The sequence below is a fragment of the Novosphingobium sp. genome (assembly GCF_031417815.1).
Lineage (GTDB): Bacteria > Pseudomonadota > Alphaproteobacteria > Sphingomonadales > Sphingomonadaceae > Novosphingobium.
In genome coordinates this window covers 39,377-62,336 of record NZ_JANOWI010000036.1, presented here as the reverse complement: position 1 = coordinate 62,336, position 22,960 = coordinate 39,377, and the positions used below count along the sequence as shown (strand labels likewise).

The 22,960-nt window shown below is 63.6% G+C and carries 16 protein-coding genes; 14 read left to right on the top strand and 2 right to left on the bottom strand.

Going from position 1 to position 22,960, the window contains the following annotated elements; genetic code table 11:
• From RMN99_RS08975 to RMN99_RS08930, 10 genes are all read left to right on the top strand, one after another.
• Positions 1-208: methylenetetrahydrofolate reductase C-terminal domain-containing protein (locus RMN99_RS08975; RefSeq protein WP_309622971.1), on the top strand; the 208-nt coding region annotated here is incomplete at its 5' end.
• Positions 201-1,232, top strand: a complete 1,032-nt coding sequence (locus tag RMN99_RS08970) for a methylenetetrahydrofolate reductase (protein ID WP_309622970.1) — start codon at positions 201-203, stop codon at positions 1,230-1,232. The genes RMN99_RS08975 and RMN99_RS08970, both read left to right, overlap by 8 nt.
• A gap of 11 nt (positions 1,233-1,243) precedes the next feature.
• Entirely contained in the window at positions 1,244-2,143 is a 900-nt protein-coding gene (locus tag RMN99_RS08965) for a dihydropteroate synthase (protein ID WP_309622969.1), read from the top strand.
• On the top strand, positions 2,136-2,540 hold the full coding sequence (locus tag RMN99_RS08960) for a GFA family protein (RefSeq protein WP_309622968.1): 405 nt from the start codon (positions 2,136-2,138) through the stop codon (positions 2,538-2,540). The genes RMN99_RS08965 and RMN99_RS08960 overlap by 8 nt, the downstream gene beginning before the upstream one ends.
• A 3-nt stretch (positions 2,541-2,543) precedes the next feature.
• Positions 2,544-4,496 carry an ASKHA domain-containing protein gene (locus RMN99_RS08955; RefSeq protein WP_309622967.1) on the top strand — a complete coding sequence of 651 codons (1,953 nt, stop codon included), beginning with the start codon at positions 2,544-2,546 and terminating at the stop codon, positions 4,494-4,496.
• Positions 4,497-4,509: 13 nt separating this feature from the next.
• Positions 4,510-6,045, top strand: a complete 1,536-nt coding sequence (locus RMN99_RS08950; protein WP_309622966.1) for a trimethylamine methyltransferase family protein — start codon at positions 4,510-4,512, stop codon at positions 6,043-6,045.
• Positions 6,046-6,275: 230 nt separating this feature from the next.
• Positions 6,276-7,847, top strand: coding sequence for a BCCT family transporter (locus tag RMN99_RS08945; RefSeq protein WP_309622965.1), 1,572 nt, complete (start codon positions 6,276-6,278; stop codon positions 7,845-7,847).
• A 103-nt stretch (positions 7,848-7,950) separates the two neighbouring features.
• Complete coding sequence (locus tag RMN99_RS08940; RefSeq protein WP_309622964.1) at positions 7,951-9,153, top strand: glycine C-acetyltransferase; 1,203 nt, start codon at positions 7,951-7,953, stop codon at positions 9,151-9,153.
• Between the two features lies 1 nt (position 9,154).
• Entirely contained in the window at positions 9,155-10,201 is a 1,047-nt protein-coding gene (gene tdh / locus RMN99_RS08935; protein WP_309622963.1) for an L-threonine 3-dehydrogenase, read from the top strand.
• Positions 10,202-10,302: 101 nt separating this feature from the next.
• On the top strand, positions 10,303-12,339 hold the full coding sequence (locus RMN99_RS08930) for an NADH:flavin oxidoreductase (protein ID WP_309622962.1): 2,037 nt from the start codon (positions 10,303-10,305) through the stop codon (positions 12,337-12,339).
• On the opposite strand, the gene RMN99_RS08925 is transcribed toward RMN99_RS08930, so the two are convergent.
• Positions 12,336-13,955 (bottom strand): APC family permease, encoded by a 1,620-nt coding sequence (locus RMN99_RS08925; protein ID WP_309622961.1) that lies wholly within the window; start codon positions 13,953-13,955, stop codon positions 12,336-12,338. The genes RMN99_RS08930 and RMN99_RS08925 overlap by 4 nt on opposite strands.
• A gap of 84 nt (positions 13,956-14,039) precedes the next feature.
• On the bottom strand, positions 14,040-16,478 hold the full coding sequence (locus RMN99_RS08920; protein ID WP_309622960.1) for a TonB-dependent receptor domain-containing protein: 2,439 nt from the start codon (positions 16,476-16,478) through the stop codon (positions 14,040-14,042).
• A gap of 345 nt (positions 16,479-16,823) precedes the next feature.
• Here RMN99_RS08920 and betB point away from each other — a divergent pair, with 345 nt between their 5' ends.
• From betB to RMN99_RS08900, 4 genes are all read left to right on the top strand, one after another.
• Positions 16,824-18,836 (top strand): betaine-aldehyde dehydrogenase, encoded by a 2,013-nt coding sequence (gene betB, locus RMN99_RS08915; protein WP_309622959.1) that lies wholly within the window; start codon positions 16,824-16,826, stop codon positions 18,834-18,836.
• On the top strand, positions 18,823-20,490 hold the full coding sequence (betA, locus tag RMN99_RS08910; RefSeq protein WP_309622958.1) for a choline dehydrogenase: 1,668 nt from the start codon (positions 18,823-18,825) through the stop codon (positions 20,488-20,490). The genes betB and betA overlap by 14 nt, the downstream gene beginning before the upstream one ends.
• A complete protein-coding gene (locus tag RMN99_RS08905; RefSeq protein WP_309622957.1) occupies positions 20,487-21,851 on the top strand; it encodes an FAD-dependent oxidoreductase in 1,365 nt (454 codons plus the stop codon). Before betA ends, RMN99_RS08905 begins: the two co-directional genes overlap by 4 nt.
• A gap of 93 nt (positions 21,852-21,944) precedes the next feature.
• The gene (locus tag RMN99_RS08900; protein ID WP_309622956.1) at positions 21,945-22,919 is read left to right on the top strand and encodes a LysR family transcriptional regulator; all 975 of its coding nucleotides are present in this window, start codon (positions 21,945-21,947) and stop codon (positions 22,917-22,919) included.
• Positions 22,920-22,960: the final 41 nt, after the last annotated feature.

Sequence of the window (22,960 nt, the reverse complement as noted above, 5' to 3'; positions counted from 1 at the left end):
CCCCAAGACCCTGCGCAATGGCCCGTGCGGCGGGGTGCGCGAAGATGGCCACTGCGAGGTCAAGCCCGAAATGCGCTGCGTCTGGGTGGCGGCCTGGGACGGGGCATCGCGGATGAAGCACGGCGATACGATCCGCGAAGTCCAGTTTGCGCTCGATCACCGGCTTAAGGGGCAAAGCTCGTGGCTCAAGCTCGCCCGCGATGACTGATCGCGCGCAGATCGAAGCCGAAGGGCTCAACCCCGGCGATCCGCTGACAAGACTGGCCGGCCATGTCTCGCACGGGCGGTTCGAACGCGTGCTGCGCGCCGGTCACTTTGCCGTTTCAACCGAGATTGCCCCGCCCGATTCGGCCGATGGTGAAGAAGTGCTGCGCCGCGCCGCGCTGTTCGATGGCCATGTCGATGCGATCAATGCCACCGATTGCTCGGGCGCCAATTGCCATATGTCGAGCCTCGCGGTCTGCGCGCTGCTGACCCGCGAGGGCTATTCGCCGATCATTCAGGTCTCGTGCCGCGATCGCAACCGGATCGCGATCCAGGGCGATCTGCTCGGCGCATCGGCGCTGGGGGTCTGTTCGGTGCTGTGCCTGTCGGGCGATGATGTCTCGGTGGGCGATCACCCTGAGGCCAAGCCGGTGTTCGATCTTGATTCGGTGTCCTTGCTCCAGACCGTGCGGACGCTGCGTGATGAAAGCCGGTTCCTGTCGGGCCGCCAGCTCGATCTGCCGCCGCGGCTGTTCCTGGGCGCCTCGATCAATCCGTTCGCCCCGCCGCACACCGCGCGGGTCGATCAGTTCGCCAAGAAGGTGTCTGCAGGCGCGCAATTCGTCCAGTCGCAGTATTGCTTTGATCTCGATATGGCGCGGGATTTCATGGCCCGTGCGCGCGATCTGGGCCTGACCGAGCGGTGCTATGTGCTGATGGGCGTTGGCGTGCTTGCCTCGGCCAGGACCGCCAGGTGGCTGCGCAGCGCAATCCCCGGGGTGCATATTCCCGATAGCGTGATCCGCCGGCTCGAACAGGCCGAAAAGCCCAAGGCCGAGGGCCGGGCGATCGCGACCGAACTGATGCAGCAGCTGGCCGAGATCGCAGGCGTCAGCGGCATCCACCTGATGGCCTACAAACAGGAAGAATGGATCGGCGAAATCGTCACCAAATCGGGCGTGCTGCACGGCCGCCAGCCGTGGGCGCCCAGCCATCTCGACCATATCAGACAACCCGCTTCAGCTTAAGGGAATAGCCGATGTCCAGGACCGTACTCGCCTCTGCCTCCAAGGAAGTCATCATCGGCTTCGACCAGCCGTTCGTGATGATCGGCGAACGGATCAATCCCACCGGGCGCAAGTTGCTCGCCGCCGAAATGAAGGAAGGCAATTACGACCGCGTGGTTGCCGATGCGCTGGCGCAGGTTGCTGCGGGGGCCCAGATGCTTGACGTCAACGCCGGGATCCCGCTGGCCGATGAGCCCAGGATCCTCGCCGAAGTGATCCAGCTGGTCCAGTCGGTCACCGATGTCCCGCTGTGCATCGACAGCTCGATCATCGAGGCGCTCGAAGCAGGTCTGGCGGTTTATCAGGGCCGCGCGCTGGTCAATTCGACCACCGCCGAAGAAGAAGTGATGGAGCGTGTGCTGCCGCTGGTGAAGAAATACGGCGCCGCCGTAGTCGCGATCTCGAACGACGATACCGGCATTTCCGAAGACATCGATGAACGCTTCCGGATCGCCAAGCTGATCGTCAACCGGGCGCAGGATCACGGGATCAAGCCCGAAGACGTGGTGGTCGATCCCCTGGTCATGCCGATTGGCGCGATCAACAGCGCCGGGCGGGATGTGTTCAGGTTCGTGCGGCGCTTGCGTGAGGAATTGGGGGTCAACACCACCTGCGGCGCGTCCAACGTCGGCTTCGGCCTGCCCAACCGCCACGCGATCAACAACAGCTTCCTGCCGATGGCGGCCTGCGCGGGGATGACCAGCGCGATCCTAAACCCGCTGCACGAAGGACTGGTCCCGGCGATCAAGGCGGCCGATACGCTCAACGGGGTCGATCCCAATTGCGCCAACTGGATCCGGATGTTTCGCGAACCCGTGCCCGAAGGCGAAAGCCGCGGCGGACGGCGCCCCGGTGGACGCCGGCGTGGCTGATTCTGCCAAACATACCGGGCAGTGCCTGTGCGGCGCGGTCACGTTCAGCGCTGAGGGGCTGAATGACCTGTGGTATTGCCACTGCCGACAATGCCGCGCGGTAACCGGACATTTCCTCGCTGTCTGCAGGACCGAGCGCGAGCGGTTCGCGGTAACGGGAGACATCAGCTGGACGCCGCATTCGGGCGCATCCGAGACCGGTCGCTGCGCCAGTTGCGCCAGTCCGCTGTTCTGGCGACGTGCGGGCTCACCCAATATAAGCGTGATGATGGGCTGTCTCGATAGCACCGCAGGCATCAATCCGGTCGGCCATTCCTTTGTCGGTGAGAAGGGCGATTATTACATGATCGACGATGGTCTGCCGCAGTTCACAGCCATGCCCACGGACGGGTTCTGACAAGTGACATCGCACAAAGTCATCTTCACCCCTTCGGGCATCCGCACCACCGCCGAGCATGGGCAAAGCGTCTATGATGTGGCGCTGGCGAGCGGGGTCGATATCCTCTCGATCTGCGGCGGCAAGGGGCTGTGCCGGCGCTGCCAGATCGAGCTGGAACCGGGCGAGCACGCCAAGTTCGACATGAAGGTCAAGGCCGATCACCTCTCGGCGTGGACCGACAGTGAGGAAAAGGCAGCCAAGCGCGGCGATCTGAAGCCCGGCCGCCGCCTTGCCTGCCGCGCGCAAGTTTTGGGCGATGTGGTGATCGAAGTGCCCAGCGACGCGCGTCACCAGGTTTCGAGCATCTCGAAGGATTCGACGGGCTTTCAGACCGCGCTTGATCCCGCAATCAAGCTGTTCATGGTCAAGCTGCCGGTGCCGCAGATGGACGACAATCCCAGCGACACCGAGGCACTGGTGGCAGCCTTGCGCGAATTCGGCGTCGAAACGCGGATCGAGCACCGCCCGCTGACCAAGCTGCAGCCGATCCTGGCGCAAAATGAGCGCGAACTGATCGCAGTGGTGCGCGATGACACATGGATCATCGACGTCTGGCCGCCCGCCCCGTTCGATGCCTATGGCGCGGCGATCGACATCGGTTCGACCAGTCTGGCGCTGTATCTCTATGATCTGACCAACGGCGCGCTGGTCCACCAGGCCTCGGCGATGAACCCGCAGATCCGCTATGGCGAAGACCTGATGAGCCGGGTCTCCTACGTGATGATGAACAAGGGCGGCGAGGAAAAGCTGACCGCCGAAATCCAGGGCCAGGTCGGCAAGATGCTGGAAGAGGCAAGGGCTAAGCTCGATCTTGGGCCCAACCAGATCCTCGAAGTGGTGCTGGTCGGCAACCCGATCATGCACCACCTGTTCCTGGGGCTGAACCCGGTCGAGCTGGGCCAGGCGCCGTTTACCCTTGCGGTGAAAGACTGGTTCGAAGCGCCCGCGCACCGCTTCAACCTGGGCATCTCCGAAACCGCGCGGATCGCGTTCCTGCCGCTGGTCGGCGGGCATGTCGGCGCGGATACCACCGGGGCTTATCTCACCCAGATCGACACGATGGCCGGGCGTTCGGTGCTGCTGGTCGATATCGGCACCAATGCCGAAATCGTGCTCAGCCACGGCGGCAAGGTCGCGGCCTGTTCCTCGCCCACCGGGCCGGCCTTCGAAGGCGCCGAGATCAGCGCGGGGGTGCGCGCCACCCCCGGCGCGATCGAACGGGTGCGGATCGACCGCGCGACCTTCCAGCCGAAGTTCAAGGTGATCGGCAGCGATGCGTGGCTGTCCGATGCCGATCCGGACATCGCCGAACAGCGCGTGGTCGGCATTTGCGGCTCGGGCATATTCGAAGTGATGGTCGAACTGGCCAGCGCAGGCCTGCTCAATGAAAGCGGGCTGTTCCGCTCCGATGCGGCCCCGCACCGGTTTGTGCAGGAAGGCAAGAGCTGGAAGTTCCTGCTGCTGGATCGCCCCGAAAACCCGCTGTGGGTCAAGCAGACCGATGTCCGCGCGGTGCAGCTGGCCAAGGCCGCGCTATCAGCAGGCGTGCAGCTGCTGGTCGATCAACTGGGCTGCCCCGCGTTTGACGAAGTGCTGCTGGCCGGCGCGTTCGGCACGCACCTTGATAGCCAGTACGTTGCCGATATCGGGATCATCCCGATGGCCAGCGCCGCGCAGATCCGCTCGATCGGCAATGCCGCCGGGATGGGCGCGGCGATGGCGCTTTACAACGTGGCCGAGAAGGCCCGGATTATCGAGGCGGTAAAGCACATCATCAAAGTTGAAACCGCCACCGAGCCGAAGTTTCAGGACTATTTTGTCGCCGCGATGAGATTCCCCACCGCACCCCGGCAGGAAGGTGATGCGGCTACCGGCCGTGGTCGCCGCAGCGGGCAGCGGACCCGGGAACGTTAAGGAAGGAAATGCCATGACCAGAGATGTCCGTTCCGGAGGCCGCAGCGGCCGCGCCGCCGCCAATGCCGCCGAAAAGCCCCCGCGCGAGCCCTATATCAAGCGCGGCATCCCGCCCTATTCGGTGCTGGGCGATGCCGACCTCGCGATCCTGGAACACAACGCCGATACGATCCTCGAAGAGATTGGGATCGACATCAAGGATGATCCCGAAGCGATCGCGCTGTTCGTTGCCGCCGGGGCTTCGGTCGATGGCGTGCGGGTGCGCTTCCCGCGCGGCATGTGCCGCGAGATCATCCAGAACAACGCGCCGAAGATTTTCACCCAGTATGCCCGCAACCCGGCCAACAACGTGGTCATCGGCGGCGATAACATGGTGCTGGTTCCGGCCTATGGCAGCCCGTTTGTCTACAGCCGTGAAGGTGGGCGGCGTTATGCCACGATCGAGGATTTCCGCAATTTCGTGAAGCTGGCCTACATGGCAGACAGTCTGCACCATTCGGGCGGGACGATTTGCGAACCGGTCGACCTGCCGGTCAACAAGCGCCACTACGATATGGTCTACAGCCACATCAAATACAGCGACAAGCCGTTCATGGGATCGGTCACCCACCCGAGCCGCGCCGAAGATACGGTGACCATGTCGAAAATCGTGTTCGGCGAGGATTTCGTTGAAGAAAACTGCGTCACGGTCAACCTGATCAACGCCAATTCGCCGATGACGTTCGATGAGACGATGCTCGGCGCGCTCAAGGTCTATGCCCGGCACAATCAGGCGACCATGGTCAGCCCATTCATCGTTGCAGGGGCAATGTCGCCGGTCACCGTCGCGGCGGTCGCGGCGCAGAGCCTGGCCGAAGGGATGTGCGGGATGGCGCTGGCGCAGCTGGTCCGCCCTGGTGCACCGGTGATCTATGGCAATTTCGTCTCGTCAATGTCGATGCAATCGGGTGCGCCGACCTTTGGCACCCCTGAGGCTTCGCTGATCATCAACGCCGGTGCGGCGCTGGCCCGGCGCCTCGGCGTGCCGTTCCGCAGCGCGGGCGGGTTCAATGCGTCCAAGGTACCTGATGCGCAGGCCGCTTATGAAAGCGCCAACACGCTGCAGCAGGGGCTGATCGCGGGGGTCAACTTCATGCTCCACACCGCTGGCTGGCTCGAAGGCGGGCTCGCCATGGGCTATGAAAAGTTCGTGATGGACTGCGATCAGGCGGCGATGATGGCGATCTATGCCAAGGGCGTCGACATGAGCGACAACGGCCAGGCGCTGGATGCGATGCGCGAAGTTGGTCCGGGCCAGCACTTCCTGGGCTGCGCCCACACCCAGGCCAATTTCAAGACCGCGTTTTACCGTTCGACCGTGGCCGACAACAACAGCTACGAACAGTGGGTCGAAGATGGCAAGCTCGACGCCGAACAGCGCGCCGAAAAGCTCTACAAGGCGATGCTGGCAAGCTACGTCGCGCCCGAGCTTGATCCCGAGATCGACGCCCGGCTGATCAAATTCATGGAAGAGGCCAAGGCCAGCTTCCCGGATTCGAACATCAGCTAGAGTCTATCCTGCTAGAGTTATGCGTAAGAAGCCCTTCCCCACTGGGGAAGGGTTGGGATGGGGGTCCGACGATTGCGTTAAAGCGAGACCTCGAGCCCCCTGCCCCTCCCCGACGGGGAGGGGAGGCATGTCGGTACTAAAACCACAAGCTTATGCCGCGCATTAATCGGGGCGATGGACTCGCCACGTCTGCGTCCGCCGTCTAGCCTTTTGCGCCAAGGGAGCATGGCATGGCGGATTGGGCAGATAGCATCGACACCGGCGCATACGGCAAGGCGACGCGCACTGTGCTGGGCATGCGGATCGACCCGCTGGTGTTCTTCCCCACCGCGCTGATTTCGCTCGCGGTGATCGTCTATTCGGTGCTGGCGCCGCAGCAATCGGCCAAGCTGTTCGGCGATCTGCGCGCCTGGTCGACCAACACCTTTGACTGGTTCCTGATGTCGACCGGCAACCTGCTGCTGCTGTTCTGTGTGGTGGTGGCGGTCTCGCCGCTTGGCAAAATCCGGCTGGGCGGCAAAGGCGCGAGCCCCGATTATTCGCGGATGAGCTGGTTCTCGATGCTGTTCGGCGCCGGGATGGGGATCGGCCTGGTGTTCTACGGCGTCTCCGAACCGGTCTCGCACTTCACGGCGTCGATGATGGGCGGAGCGGCCGCGCCGCTGGGCGGGGCAGCGGGCAACGCCGCAGCGGCGCGCGATCTGGCGATGGCGGCGACGATCTTCGACTGGGCGCTGCACCCGTGGGCGATCTTTGCGGTGGCGGGGCTGGCGATGGCGCTGTTCGCCTATGATTTTGGCATGCCTTTTTCGATGCGATCGGCGTTTTATCCGCTGATCGGCAAGGCCGCCTGGGGCCGCACCGGCGATGTGATCGAGATCCTCTCGGTCTTCGCAACGATCTTTGGCCTCGCAAGTTCGCTCGGCATCGGGGCGCAGCAGGCGATGGCTGGAGTGACCTTCCTCTATGGCATTCCTTCTTCGAAGCTGGCGATCATGGCGCTGATTGCGATCATGTCGTTCGTCACTTTCCTGTCGGTGCGCGGCGGGATCGATCGCGGGATCCGGATCCTGTCCGAAGCCAACATGTGGATGGCGGTGGCGCTGCTGGCCTTCATTCTCGCCACCGGCCCGGCGCTCGCGCTGCTTGGCGATCTGGCGCGCAATACCTTTCAGTATCTGTGGCACCTGCCCGCGCTGTCGAACCCGGTGGGCCGCGAAGATCAGGGCTTCTACCGTGATTGGTCTGTATTCTACTGGGCTTGGTGGATCAGCTGGGCGCCGTTCGTCGGCACCTTCATGGCGCGGATTTCGCTGGGCCGCACGGTGCGCGAATTCATCGCCGGGGCCATGATCGCGCCCAGCGTGCTCGGCATCATCTGGCTGACCGTGTTTGGCGATGCGGCGATTGCCGAGATCGTGTCGGGCCAGGCCCCGGGCCTCGCCAAGGCCAGCCTTGAAACGCAATTGTTCGAACTGCTCGGCTCGCTCCCTTGGGCCCAGTTCACCTCGTTCGCGGCGGTGGTGCTGATCCTGGTGTTCTTCGTCACCGGGTGGGATTCGGGCACCCTGGTGATCGATTGCATGACCTCGGGCGGACGGACGGACACGCCGCTACGGCAGAAGGTGTTCTGGCTGTTCGCGGTCGGCGGGATCGGAGTGGTGCTGCTGCTATCAGGCGGGCTCACCTCGCTTCAGGCCGGCGCGATTGCCACCGGACTGCCCCTGGCATTGGTGCTGCTGGTGATGTGCGCGGGCACCTTGAAGGGTTTGCTCGCGGTGCACCGGCGGCAACAAAATTAGTTTCAAACCAAACAAAATGCCCAGATGGGATAATATAAAATAGACATGATCTGGACTGTCCGTCCGCGTCCTGCCATCCTTGCGTGAAGGATTGGAGTCCGCCATGCGCGATGCATTCTATGCCGGGGTCGAGCAGGCCCTTGAAGAGATCGAGACCCAGGGCCTGACCAAGCACGAGCGGCAGCTGCTTTCGCCGCAAGGGGTGGAGGTTGAGGTTGATACCCCCGCCGGCCGCGCCCGTGTGATCAACTTCTGTGCCAACAACTACCTCGGCCTGGCCGATCATCCCGATCTGGTCGCGGCGGCGCACCACTATAGCCAGAGCCACGGCTTCGGCATGGCCTCGGTGCGGTTCATCTGCGGCACGCAGGACATCCACCGCCAGCTTGAGCGCCGCATCGCCGCGTTCTTCGGCTTTGACGATGCGATCACTTTCGCCGCCTGTTTCGATGCCAACGGCGCGGTGTTCGAGCCGCTGTTCGGGGCGGACGATGCGATCATTTCGGATAGCCTCAACCACGCCTCGATCATCGATGGGGTGCGATTGAGCAAGGCGCGACGCTACCGCTTCGCCAACAACGACATGGCCGATCTTGAGGCGCAGCTGAAAGCGGCGGACGCGGAAGGTAGCGGAGCCAGGGTGATTGTCACCGACGGGGTGTTCTCGATGGACGGGTTCATCGCCAACCTTGCCGCGATCTGCGACCTGGCCGACGCACACGGCGCGCTGGTGATGGTCGATGATTGCCACGCCGCCGGGTTTATGGGCGAAACCGGGCGCGGCACGATCGAACATTGCGGGGTGATGGGGCGGGTCGACATACTTACCGGCACGCTGGGCAAGGCGCTCGGTGGCGGGATGGGCGGCTATATCTGCGCGCGGCAATCGGTGATCGATCTGCTGCGCCAGCGGGCGCGGCCGTACCTGTTTTCGAATGCGTTGGCGCCGGGGCTGGTCGGGGCCAGCCTCACGGTGTTCGACATGCTTGAACAGGGCAATCCCTTCGCTGCGCAACTGTTCGCCAATGCCGCGCGGTTCCGTGCCGGTATGGCCAGCGCCGGCTTCACCCTGCAACCGGGCGAACACCCGATCATCCCGGTGATGCTGGGTGACGCGAAGCTGGCATCCGACATGGCCGCACGGCTGCTGGATGAAGGAATTTACGTGACCGGATTTTCATTCCCGGTGGTGCCCAAGGGCCAGGCCCGGATCCGCACCCAGATGAGCGCCGCCCATACTTTCGACCATATCGACCGCGCGATTACTGCCTTCACCAAGGTTGGCCGCACGTTGGGAGTGATTTGAAATGACCGAGACCATGCCCGCACTGGTCAAGGCCCGGCCCGAGCCCGGCATCTGGCTGGAGCAGCAGCCCATTCCGCAGCCCGGCCCCGACGAAGTGCTGATCCGCGTTCACCGCACCGCGATCTGCGGGACCGACATCCACATCTACAACTGGGATGACTGGGCTCAGCGGACAATTCCCGTGCCAATGATCGTCGGCCACGAATTCGGCGGGGAGATCGCGGCGATTGGCGACCACGTGAAGCGCCCGCTGAAGATCGGCCAGCGGGTTTCGGGCGAAGGCCACCTGATCGGCGAGAAAAGCCGGGCGGTGCGCGCCGGGCATTTCCACCTCGATCCCGAAACGCAAGGCGTCGGCGTCAACCGCCCCGGCGCTTTCGCCAGGTATCTGTGCATCCCCGCCTTCAACGTGATCGCGCTGCCCGATCATGTCGAAATGGATGTGGCCGCGATGCTCGATCCGCTCGGCAATGCGGTCCACACCGCGCTGGCGTTCGACCTGATCGGCGAGGACGTGCTGATCACCGGCGCCGGGCCGATCGGGATCATGGCCGCGGCGGTCGCCCGCCATGTCGGCGCGCGCCATGTGGTGATTACCGATATCAACCCTTACCGGCTCGAGCTGGCGGGCAAGATCGCCGATTGCTTGCCGGTCAACGTCGCCGAGGAAGACCTCGTTTCGGTGCGCCACAAGCTGGGGATGACTGAAGGCTTTGATGTCGCCATGGAAATGTCGGGCGCAGGCGCAGCGCTGCACCAGATCGTCGAAAACATGGTGATGGGCGGCAAGGTGGCGATGCTCGGCTTTCCGCCCGGCGAGACCAGCATCGAGTGGAGCAAGATCGTTTTCAAGGCGCTGACCATCAAGGCGATCTATGGACGCGAGATGTTCGAAACCTGGTACAAGATGCTGGCGATGCTGGGTTCAGGCCTCGACGTTTCGGGTCTGATCACGCACCGCATGCCCTATACTGATTACGAACGCGGGTTTGAAACCATGCGCAGCGGCCGTTCGGGCAAGATCGTGCTCGATTGGACCGGGGCCTGATCCAGCCATCGCATAACCAAAGCTGATGGTCGTGTGATGTTTTTTGCCGGTTACAGCGCGGCTGTCCGGGCCTAGGCTGTGCTTCCACCCAGGGGGAGCCAATGGCCGAAGATCCGCTGCTCCAGCCTTACCAGCTCAAGCATCTAACGCTGCGCAACCGCGTGATCCTGACCGCGCATGAGCCCGCCTATCCCGAAGATGGCATGCCCAAGGGCCGCTACCGCGCCTATCATGTCGAGCGCGCGCGCGGCGGGGTGGCGCTGACCATGACCGCCGGATCGGCCGCGGTCTCGCGCGATAGTCCGCCGGTCTTCAACAACATCCTCGCGTGGCAGGACGAGGTGGTCAAATGGACCCGCGAGCTGACCGATGCGGTGCACGAAGCGGGCGCGGCGGTGATGATCCAGCTGACTCATCTGGGCCGCCGCACGCGGTGGGACAAGGCCGATTGGCTGCCGGTGGTCTCGCCCTCGCATCGCCGCGAATCGGCGCACCGCTCGTTCCCCAAGAAGATGGAAGACTGGGACATTGCCCGGATCATCACCGACTATGGCGATGCCGCAGAGCGGATGCAGGCGGGCGGCATGGACGGGATCGAACTGCAGGCATACGGCCACCTGATGGACCAGTTCTGGTCACCGCTGACCAATGAACTGGATGGTCCCTATGGCGGCAGTCTGGATAACCGGCTGCGTTTCACTTTCGATGTTCTGACCGAGATCCGCAAACGGGTTGGCCCTGATTTCATCGTCGGGATCCGCTATACCGGCGATGAAATGCTCGAAGGCGGGATTGGCCGCGAGGACGGGATCGCGATCTCGCAGCGGCTCAAGGACAGCGGGCAAGTCGATTTCCTCAACGTGGTGCGCGGCCATATCGATACCGATCCCGGGTTGACCGATCTGATCCCGATTCAGGGCATGCCCAGCGCGCCGCACCTCGATTTCGCCGGCGCGATACGCAAGGCGACCGGCTTTCCCACCTTCCACGCCGCGCGCATTCCCGATCTCGCCACCGCACGCCACGCGATCGCTGCGGGGCTGCTCGACATGGTCGGGATGACGCGGGCGCACATTGCCGATCCGCATCTGCTGAACAAGCTGATCGAAGGCCGTGAGGACGATATCCGCCCCTGCGTCGGCGCCAACTACTGCCTTGACCGGATCTATCAGGGGGGGCTCGCGCACTGCCTCCATAACGCTGCGACCGGCCGCGAAGAGACCATGCCCCAAGTTATTGAACCGGCGCAAAGGCAGCGCAAGGTTGTGATCGTCGGCACCGGCCCGGCCGGGCTTGAAGCAGCACGCGTCGCGGCCGAGCGCGGCCATCAAGTGACCGTGTTCGAAGCCGCCGATCGCCCCGGCGGGCAGATCCGCCTGACCGCGCAAAGCCAGCGGCGGCGCGAGATGATCGGGATCATCGACTGGCGGATGGGTCAGTGCGAAAAGCGCGGCGTCACCTTCCGCTTCAACACCTGGGCCGAAGCTGAAACGGTGCTGGCCGAGGCGCCGGACGTGGTGATCGTCGCTACTGGCGGCCTGCCGCACACCGAAGTGTTGAGCGCTGGCAACGATCTGGTGGTATCGGCCTGGGACATCATCAGCGGCGATGTGCGGCCCGGCAGCAACGTGCTGGTCTACGATGATGCTGGCGATCATGCAGGGCTGCAGGCCGCCGAAGTGATCGCCAAGGCCGGCGGGCGGGTCGAAATCATGACCCCCGATCGCAGCTTCGCGCCCGAAGTGATGGCGATGAACCTGGTGCCCTATATGCGCAGCCTGCAGGCGCTCGATACCGTGTTCACCGTTACTTTCGCGCTCGAATCGGTGGAGCGCGATGGCAACGCGCTGATCGCGCATATCGGCAGCGAATATGGCGGGGTGGCGCAGCAGCGGCGGGTCGATCAGGTGGTGGTGAACCACGGCACGCTGCCGCTTGATGATCTTTACTTTGCCTTGAAGCCGCTCTCATCGAACCTTGGCGAAGTGGATCATAAGGCGCTGGTTGCCGGGCGGCCGCAGCAGGTCGCGACCAATCCAGAGGGCGCGTTCCAGTTATTCCGAATCGGCGATGCGGTGGCCGCGCGCAATACCCACGCGGCGATCTATGATGCGCTGCGGCTGGTGAAGGACCTCTAGCCCAGGCTGATCGCCCAGCGGTGCGTCGCCCAGACCAGCACGGCGCAGGCCGCCAGCGCCACATAGGGCAACATCCCGGCGCGCGGGACCACCACTTCGCGCTCGAACGGATCGTCGGCACTGCCTTCGCTGACTGGGAACTTGCCCTTGTCCTGCACATAATGGCGGAACGCGAAGACCGGCACGATCAGCAGCGCGGCGAGCAACCCGTTGCGCAAAGTGCCTTCGCCCCAGATATCAGCGCCCGCGCCCATCCAGACCATGTTGACGAAGCCGAACACTGCCCCCAGCGCCAGCAGCCAGGTTGGGCAGCGGTAGGGCCGGGCCCAATTCTTGCGGTCGATCCGGTGAATCCACCCGGCCTGCAGGTTGAGGAAGTTGAAAATGAAATAGCAGACGTTCGACATCATCAAGACCGCGAAATAGTCGGATGCCATCAGCAGGATCAGGTTGAAGCCGAGATCGGTCCACATCGCCGCAGTGGGCGCGCCGTGGTGATTGACCTTGCTCAGATACTTGGGCAGCCAGCCATCGACCGAGGCCTGATAGAGCGTCCGGCTCGATCCCATCATGCTGGTCATCACGATCAGCAGCAAAGCCAGCACAAGCATCACGATCAAGAGGTTGCCGATCACCGCACCGCCGCCGACAATCTTGGCGAGCGCATTGCCCACGCCCGAACCATCGTAAATGCTGGGATCGAGCATCCCCTCGAGCCCCAGCGAGGCCTGGAAGGCCAGCGGCACCAGCGTGAAGATCGCAATGCAGAGCAAGCCTGCGGCGACGATCGCCTTGGCGGTATCCTTGGCCGGATCGCGGAATTCGCGGGTATAGCACACCGCCGTCTCGAACCCGTAGGTTGACCAGCCGGCGCCGAACATCGCACCCGCCAGCAAGGCCAGGCCCGCCCCGTCCCAGGTCCCGAAACCGGGATTGCCCGCCGCGTCGCGCAGCATTGGCAGCAGCGGGAACAGGTGATCGCGCGGCAGATCGCCGGTGAGCAGCGGCACCAGCCCGACCAGCAGCAGCGGCAGCATGCAGACCAGCCCCAGCACTTTTTGGAAACTGGCCGCGCGCGCTGCGCCGTGGTGCTGCAAGGCAAAAGTCAGCAACAGGAAGGCCGCACCGATCAGCGCCACGAAATTGATCCGCATGGTCAATCCATCACGGATGAAGCCCAGATCGAGCAATTCAAGCTGCCAGGTGCGAATCGCGGCATCCGCCGGAAACAGGCTGGCCATGACATAGCCCGCGGCCAGGCTGGTGCCGAGCGCCAGCACCGGCGACCAGGCCAGCCAGTTGCACCACACCGAAATCGGCGCGATGAACTTGCCATAAGGCAGCCACGCCGCCGCGCCATAGACCGAAGCGCCGCCCGACTTGTTGGGATAGAGCCCGGCAATCTCGGCGTAAACGAAGCACTGGATGAAGCCCATGAAGATCGAGGCGATCCAGATCACCCAGCTCGGCTGGCCGATCACCGTGGCGATCCCGCCCATCGTCAGCAGCACGCCGGCCGGGACCCCGCTCGAGGCCCAGAAGGCATCCTTCCAATCGAGCTGGCGGCGCAGTTGCAGCGCGCCGCCTGCGTTTAAGGTCTCAGCCTGGCTTGCCACCTCGTCATCCCCTCATATGCGGATCGGGCCAGCCTTCGGATTGCTCCAAAGACCGGCCCGTCTTCCTTCCGACCAGAAGGAATCTCAGTTTCCGAAATTGTAGCGCAAGGACACGCCCCAGGTGCGCGGCTTGGCATAGACCCCCAGCGTATCGCCCCAATAGAGCGAGCCATCGAAGGCGTACATCCGGTAGTCGCGGTTGAACACGTTGTTGACGAACACCGCCACGCTGATCCGGTCATCCGCAGTGGTGTAGCCGACCCGGCCATTGGCGACCGCATAGCCGCCTTCGCGCTCAACCGGCGCACACATCACGGTGAAGCACATCGATGACTGGAACAGCGCATCGGCCTGGAGCATCGCCTTGCCGCCGCCAAAGTCGAATTCATAGCGCACCAGCGCGCCGCCCGAAAATTCGGGCGATTGCGGCAGATCGTGAGTCACCACCGTCACTCCATCGGGCAGCAGCACATTGCGGACCTCGGTGTTGAGGTAGCTGCCCGAAAGCTGGAAGGTCAGCCCCGGGGCCGGACGCGCGGTGAAATCGAGCTCGATCCCTTGCGACTTGGCCGGCAGGTTGCGCACCACCTGGGTAAAGCCGACCTGCACGAACGCCTGGTAGTTCTGGTAGTCATAGTGGAACGCCGAGATGTTCAGCGTGGTACCCGGTGCCAGCGTCGATTTGAACCCCACTTCGTAGGCGTTGAGCGTTTCGGGCTGGTAGGCGAGGTTGTTGAGCGTATCGACCAGCTGGCTGGGGAACGGCGTTCCGGTCGAGAAGGTGAACCCGCCCGATTTGGAACCGCGGTTGTAGCTGAGATAGACCAGCGTGTTATTGCTGGGCTTGTAATCAAGCTCGGCGCGGGCGGTCACCCCGTCGAACGTCGGGCTGGCGGCGTCCGGCGTGATCGTCACGCCCGAAGTGCCCGCGCCATAGGTCCAGCTGGCCGGCGTATTGGTGCCGGTCAGGTCGGTATAGGAAATCCCGCCCGGCCCGAAGTGCAGTGACAGCGCATAGAGCGGCAGCGGCTGGGTGGCGGTGTAATCGCCTTCCTTGCTGTCGCGCCAGTAACGCAAGCCCCCGATCAGCTTGACCTTGTCGCTCAGCTCGAACTCATCCTGCGCGAACAGGGCGAAGCTTTCGGTGCGCTGGGTGAAGTTGACCCGCGGATCATAGGCAATGAACGGCACCGCATACTTGGCGCGGTAATCACCATCGATGATCATGGCGAAGCCGCCAAAGGTCAGGAAATTGCGGTCGCTGGTGTGCGACAGGCGAATTTCCTGGCTGACCTGGTTCACCTTGGCACCCTGATAGAACACCGTGCCCGAAGCATAGCAGGTCACGCTGGCTGCCGGCGGCGCGCAGGGGCCTGAGGGCGGCGGGGTTACCGCTTCGACATAGGGCAGTTCGGGCTGGCCATCGCCGCTCTCGATGTAGAACTTGTCCATGTGCTGGTAATCGGTGATCGAAACCAGATCGAGGCTGCCGATCTCGGCATCAAGCCGCAGCGTTGCGCCGAACAGCTTGCGATCCACGTATGCGTCACCGGTGCCGGCCGTGGCCCACGGGTTGCCGCCTTGCGAGGCTGCAATGGCAGGATTGAAATAGCCCGGTCCCGCAGTGCCGGTGGTGCCCCAGTATCCGCAGCTTGCGGTCGGCGACAGGAATTCGCCCTGGAACTGGGCATTCGGGCAGGTTGGCGCGTAGTTGTAGATGCCGGCCTGCCGTTCGCGATCGGCCTGGGCATAGCGCAGCGTCAGTTTGGCCTTGAACGTGCCCGAAGGCTCATAGGCAAAGATCCCGCGCACCGCCCAATGGTTGTTGGCACCGCGATCCTTCTGCCCCGGGGTGATGTTCTCGATATAGCCATCGTCGCGGTTGTAGATGCCCGAAATGCGCGCGCTCAGGTTGCCACCCAGCGGGCCCGAAACCGCGCCTTCGATGATGGTCTGGTTGTAGCGGCCATAGGTCAGGCTGAGGTAACCCTCGGCGGTGTCGGTCGGCTGGTTGGAGATGAACTGCACCGCACCGCCGGTGGCATTGCGGCCAAACAGCGTGCCCTGCGGCCCGCGCAGCGCTTCAACCCGGGCAAGGTCGAACACCGGGAAGCTCGCCGTGGTAATCGAGCTGGCGTAGCTGTCATCCTGATAGACCGCGACCGGCGGCTCCTGCTGGTCGCCATAGTCGTTCTGCGAAACCCCGCGCATGTTGAACACCACTTGCGACGAGGAATAGGCGTTGAACTTGAGGTTGGGGATCGCCCCCACGACATCGGTCGCGCTGGTGATCGACCGGTTCTGCAGGTCCTTCTCGCTCAGCACCGACACCGCGATGCCAACGTCCTGCAGCCGCTGCTCGCGCTTCTGCGCGGTGACCACGATGTCGCCTTCGGCCGGGGCATCGGCGGTGCTGTCGCTGCCGGCCTCGGCGGTCTGTGCCTGCGCCGCGCTGGCAACGAGGCCAAGGGCCATAGCGGCGCACGACGCCGCGAAACGGAATTGCTTGGTGCGATAGGTCATGCTCACCTCCCGATTGGCGGCGGCCCAGGGCTCGAATGCCGGTTGGTGCCGCCGCACGACCTTATGAAGAGGTGAGACTGCGCCATATTGAACGTCTGTGCAAGAAGCTTTGGTCAGAGTGACCGACTGCTTCAGCTTGTCCACAGGGGTCAGCGTTCGCACCGCGATATATTTATAACAATCTGTAAAATAATCATAATATTGCAATATGGCACAGAATGTGATTGAATGATAATCTGTATCAAAGGATTTCATGGTGGGGTTCGGTGCGTCAAAATGTGATGGCGCGGCGCTCGTGCGCTTGGTATTGAACGTTCATTCAATGGACTGGGAGAGGGCTGCACAATGGGCCGCAAGGAACCCGAAGATCGCCGCGGACAATTGTTGCAGGCAGCGTTGGCCAGCCTGGCCGAGACGGGAATCGAAAATTTCACCATGGCCGAAGTCGCGCGCCGGGCTGCGGTTTCGCCGGCCCTGGTGGTCCATTACTTTGGCGACCGTGACAAGCTGATCGAGGCGACCTTTCGCCAGCTGGTCGAACGCGTCACCACTTTGCCGATGCGCGCGCTGGCCGGCGGCGACGATCCCGAAGCGCGGCTGCGGGCGTTCGTGCTGGCGCATCTCAACCCCAGCGAACTCAGCTCCGAAGCCTCACGCGCGTGGCTCTCGTTCTGGGGCTTGGCGCTTTATGCTCCGGCGTTGGCGCGGTTGCAGCGGGTCCATCAGGAACGGATGGTCTCCAACCTCAGGCACGAATTGCGTGCGCTGGTGGTGCCGGGTGCGGTGGAACGGATTGCCGAGACAATCGGCGCATTGATTGACGGGTTCTGGCTGCGTGCGGCGCTGGCCAGCGCGTGGAAACCCGACGTGCAGATCCCGGTCGACTGGATTTTCGCCGCGATCGAACGCGATCTCGCCGCCGCGCGGCTGCCCGAAGGCGCTGCGGCCGCGGCGGACAGCTTCGAGACGATCAACCCCGCCACCGGCGAAGTGCTGGCCGTAATCCGGATCGACGGCCAAGCCGAGGTCGACAAGGCGGTGGGCCGCGCTGCCGAAGCGCAGAAGCTGTGGGCGCGCACCCCCGGAGCGGAACGCGGCCGGATCCTGAACCGCGCGGCGCAATTGCTGGTGGAGCGCAACGAGGGCATTGCCCGATTGGAAGCGCAGGACACCGGCAAGCCGATCCAGGAAACGATCGCGGTCGATGTGCTTTCTGGCGCCGATGCGATCGAATATTTTGCCGGGATTGCCCGCACCATATCGGGCGAGCATTTTGATCTCGGGCCCGGCGCGTTCGGCTATACCCGGCGCGAGCCGCTCGGCGTGGTCGCCGGGATCGGGGCGTGGAACTATCCGATCCAGATCGCCTGCTGGAAAAGCGCGCCGGCACTGGCTTGCGGCAATGCCATGCTGTTCAAGCCGGCCGAGCTCACTCCTTTGAGCGCGATCGAACTTGAGAAGGCCTACCGCGATGCCGGGCTGCCCGATGGGCTGTTTCAGGTGGTGCAAGGCAAGGCTGACACCGGCCGCTTGCTCACTCGCCATCCCGGGATCGCCAAGGTTTCACTGACCGGCGAGGTTGGCACCGGCAAGAAAGTGATGGCCGATGCCGCCGCCACACTCAAGGTCGTCACGCTCGAACTGGGCGGCAAATCGGCGCTGATCGTGTTCGAGGATGCCAATCTGGATGAGGCCGTATCGGGCGCGCTGCTGGCCAATTTCTATTCGGCCGGAGAGGTTTGCACCAACGGCACGCGGGTGTTCGTGCACCGCAAGGTGCGCGATGCCTTCCTCGCCAAGTTGAAGGCCCGGACCGAGGCGATGGTTGTCGGCGATCCGCTCGATCCTGCCACGCAGATGGGCGCACTGATATCGCAGGCGCATATGGAAAAAGTGCTGAGCTATATCGCGCTGGGCCAGCAGCAGGGCGCCACCCTGCTGACCGGCGGCCAGCGCGTGACCGAGGGCGCACTGGCAAAGGGCGCCTTCGTCCAGCCCACTGTGTTCACCGATTGCACCGACGATATGGCAATCGTGCGCGAAGAAATCTTCGGCCCGGTCATGTCCGTGCTCGATTTCGAGGACGAGGCCGAAGTGGTGGCCCGCGCCAACGCTACCGAGCTCGGCCTCGCAGCCGGGATCTTCACCAATGATCTGACCCGCGCGCACCGCGTGATCGCCGCGCTGGAAGCCGGAACCTGCTGGATCAACACCTACAACATCACGCCGATCGAGCTGCCGTTCGGCGGCAACAAGCAATCGGGGCTGGGCCGCGAAAACGGCAAGGCGGCGATCGAATACTTCACCCAGCTTAAAAGCGTCTACGTGGCGATGGAGCCGATCGATGCCCCATACTGATCGGTTCGATTTCATCGTGGTCGGCGCGGGATCAGCCGGCTGCGTGCTGGCCGACCGGCTGAGCGCGGACGGGCAAAACACGGTGCTGCTGCTCGAGGCTGGCGGATCGGACCGCTCGATCTTCATCCAGATGCCCGCCGCGCTGGCCTATCCGATCAACACCAAGCGGTGGAACTGGGGCTATCATTCCGAGCCGGAGCCGCACTTGGGCAATCGCCGCCTGCACTGTCCGCGCGGGCTGGGGCTGGGCGGATCGAGCTCGATCAACGGCCTCGTCTACGTGCGCGGCAATCCGCTCGATTTCGAACGCTGGAAGGATCAGGACGGCGGGCGCGGCTGGGGCTACGGCGATGTGCTGCCCTATTTCAAACGCGCCGAGACCCGCGCCGAGGGCGGTGATGATTATCGCGGCGCTAACGGCCCCTTATCGACCTGTTACGGCACGCTAAGGAACCCGCTCAACCAGGCCTGGCTCGATGCCGCGCGGCAAGCCGGGTATGACCTGACCGAAGACTACAACGGGTTTCGTCAGGAAGGCTTCGGCCGGATGGACATGACGGTGCGCGCTGGTACGCGCTGTTCGGCCGCCAAAGCCTACCTCTATCCGGCGCGCAAACGCGCGAATCTGACGGTGGTGCAGCATGCCCTTGCGACCCGGGTGCTGTTCGAAGGCAAACGCGCGGTCGGGATCGAATATGAGCGGAACGGCACGCTGCATCAAGTTCGGGCGACCAGAGAAGTGCTGCTGTCGGGCGGCTCGATCAACTCGGTGCAGCTGCTCAAGCTCTCGGGAATCGGCCCGGCTGAGGAGCTGCGAAGTCTCGGGATCGACGTGCTGGCCGACCGCCCCGGGGTCGGCGCGAACCTGCAGGATCACCTTGAGTTCTACTTCCAGATGGCCTGCACCAAGCCGATCACCTTGTTCGGCAAAGCGAACCTTTTGGGCAAGGCCATGGTCGGCGCGGAATGGCTGTTCCTGCGGCGCGGGATCGGGGCGTCGAACCAGTTCGAAACCTGCGGCTTCATCCGCAGCAAGGCCGGGATCAAGTACCCCGATATCCAATACCATTTCTTCCCGATGGCGATCAATTACGATGGTTCGTCGCTCGCCACCGAACATGGTTTTCAGGCGCATGTCGGGCCAATGCGATCCAAAAGCCGCGGCAGCGTGACACTGCGCAGCAGGGACCCGCGCGAGCACCCGAAAATCCTGTTCAACTACATGAGCCACCCCGAAGACTGGGCCGAAATGCGCGCCTGCGTGCGCCTGACCCGCGAGATTTTCCAGCAGGACGCCTTTGGGCCATGGCGCGGGCGCGAGATTCAGCCCGGCGCGGACTGCGTCAGCGATGAAGCGATTGACGCCTTCATTGCGGACCATGTCGAAAGCGCGCTGCACCCTTCGTGCACCTGCAAGATGGGTGATGCGAATGACCCGATGGCGGTGGTCGATCCCGAGCTCAAGGTGATCGGGGTCGAAGGCCTCAGGGTAATCGACAGTTCGGTGATGCCTTCGATCACCACCGGCAACCTCAACGCGCCGACAATCATGATCGGCGAAAAGGGCGCGGATCACGTGCTCGGCAAGGGGTTGCTGGCCCCGTCGAATGCGCCTTGGTACGTCGCGCCCGATTGGGAAACGGCGCAGCGATGAGCTGCGTGGTTCCTGAACCGGCGCGCGACATTCCGGTTATCCACGAGACCGATGTGCTGGTGGTGGGCTCTGGCCCAGGCGGGCTCGCCGCCGCACTCGCCTCGGCCCGGGCCGGGGTCAAGACCACGCTGGTCGAACGCTACGGCTGCTTTGGCGGCAATATCACACAAGTGGGCGTGGAAGGCTTCGCCTGGTACCGCCACCCGGCCACGATCGACAGCGAAGGGATCGGGCGCGAGTTCGAAGACCGCGCCAAGGCGATGGGCGCGGCCTTGCCCGAACCGCAATCGATCAGCCACGCGCTCGATGCCGAAGCGTTCAAATATGTCGCCGATTGTCTGGTCACCGAGGCGGGCGTGATCCCGATGCTGCACCGCATGTTCGTTGCGCCGATCATGGCGGGGGACACCATCCGCGGCGTGATCGTGGAAAGCAAGGCCGGGCGCGAGGCGATCCTGGCGCGGCTGGTGATCGATGCCAGCGGCGACGGCGACCTTGCTCACCGGGCCGGCGCGCCGACCCACATGCATCCCAAGGCCGAAATGATGAGCGCCTCGGTGATGTTCTCGATGTGCGGGGTGGACAAGGCGCGGTTCATCGATGCTGTGAAGGCCGATCCGCAGACTTATGCCGATTGGGCCAAGGACGGTGAATGGTCGGTCGAAACCACGGGCAAGGAGGACGCGATGTTCTCGCCCTTTTTGCGCAAACCGTTCGAACAGGCGCACAAAGCCGGTCTGCTGCCCGACAACCTGGCGACCATTGCCGGCACCTGGGGCACGGTTTCCGATCAGGGCGATCTGACCTACCTTAACATGGTCCACATGACGCTCGATGGCACAAACCCGGACGATCTGACTCACGGCGAGATCGAGGGCCGCCGTCAGGCGATGCAGGCGATTGCAGCGCTGCGGCGGTTCCAACCGGGCTGCGAAAGCGCCAAGCTGCGCAATTTCGGGATGACGCTGGGGATCCGCGATACGCGCAAGATCGATGCCGCTTACAACCTGACCGCCGCCGATGTGCGGGGGCAGGCGCGGTTTGCGGATTCGATCGGAATCTTCCCCGAATTCATCGATGGCTATGGCTTGCTGATCCTGCCCACCACCGGGCGCTACTTCCACGTGCCCTACCGTGCGATGCTGCCCAAAGGGGTGAAAAACCTGATCGTCACCGGCCGCACCATCGGCGGTGACAAGATCAGCCACGCGGCGGTGCGCAACATGATGTGCTGCGCGGTGGCCGGGCAAGGCGCAGGCACGGCGGCGGCGATTGCGGTCAAGACCGGGCGCGAGTTCCAAACGGTCGATCTGGGCGCTGTCCAGGCCGAATTGCGCCGCCAAGGCGCGCGGATTGCCTGAAACGGTGCTATTCCCCTAAGCGCTCTGCGGGTGTATAAGCCTCGCTTATGATAATGCGCGCTTCTGCTATGCGCGGGTCCGGGGGGACTGATTATGCTCAACAAAAGCCAGCTGCCGAGCAGCTTTGAATTCCGCGCCTTGCAGGTCTTCGTGGTCACCGCCGAACAGGGCAGCATGACTCAAGCCGCCAAGGTACTGGGGTTGACCCAGTCGGGCGTCTCGCAAATCATCGCCGCGCTCGAAGAAGCGGTCGGGCGGCAACTGTTCGACCGCTCGATCCGCCCGATCGTGCTGACCAAGGTTGGCCAGGTGCTGCTGCGGCAAAGCCAGAAGATCCTTGGCGATCTCAACTCCGCGTTTGTCGAGGCGACCGAAAGCGAAAGCGGCGAACTGGCCTCGCTGTCGATCGCGATGCCCGAAAGCCTGGCCAATGTGCTTGGCCCCAGGCTCTATCGCCGCAAAGGCGATCTGGCGCGTAACTGGCGGATTTCTAACGGTTTGATGCCCGATCAACGCGCCAAGTTCAACACCCACGCGGCCGACATCATGATCACCGAGGAAAGCAACACCTCGGACATGCTCGATGTCGATCGTTACAACCTGTTCACCGAACCGTATGTGCTGATCTTCCCCAAGCAGTTCCAGCTGGCCCCCGAACTGGGGCCGCATCTGGCCGACATTCCGTTCATCCGCTTTTCGCTGCGGTCTTCGATGGGCCGGCAGACCGAGGCGCAGCTTAACCGGCTGCAGCTGAAATACGCTTCGGACATCGAATTCGATTCGATCGTCGGCCACGCCTCTGCGGTCTCCTATGGGCTGGGCTGGTGGATCACCACGCCGCTGTGCCTGTTCCAGATGCCGTGGGCGTTCGAACAGCTTTCGGTCCACCCGATCTTGCGCGGCAAGTTTGGCCGCCGGATGACCCTGCTGGCGCGCCAGCAGACGCTGGGTTCAGCCCCGCGGGTGATCGTCGACGAATGCCGCGCGATCCTGGAGGAAGAGGTTTTCCCCGCACTCTTGACCGAACTTCCGTGGCTCGAAGGTTCGTTCAAGGTCGGTGAGGACTGATCCCCAAGCCCAACGGTATTACCGCAAGACATGGTAGCGAT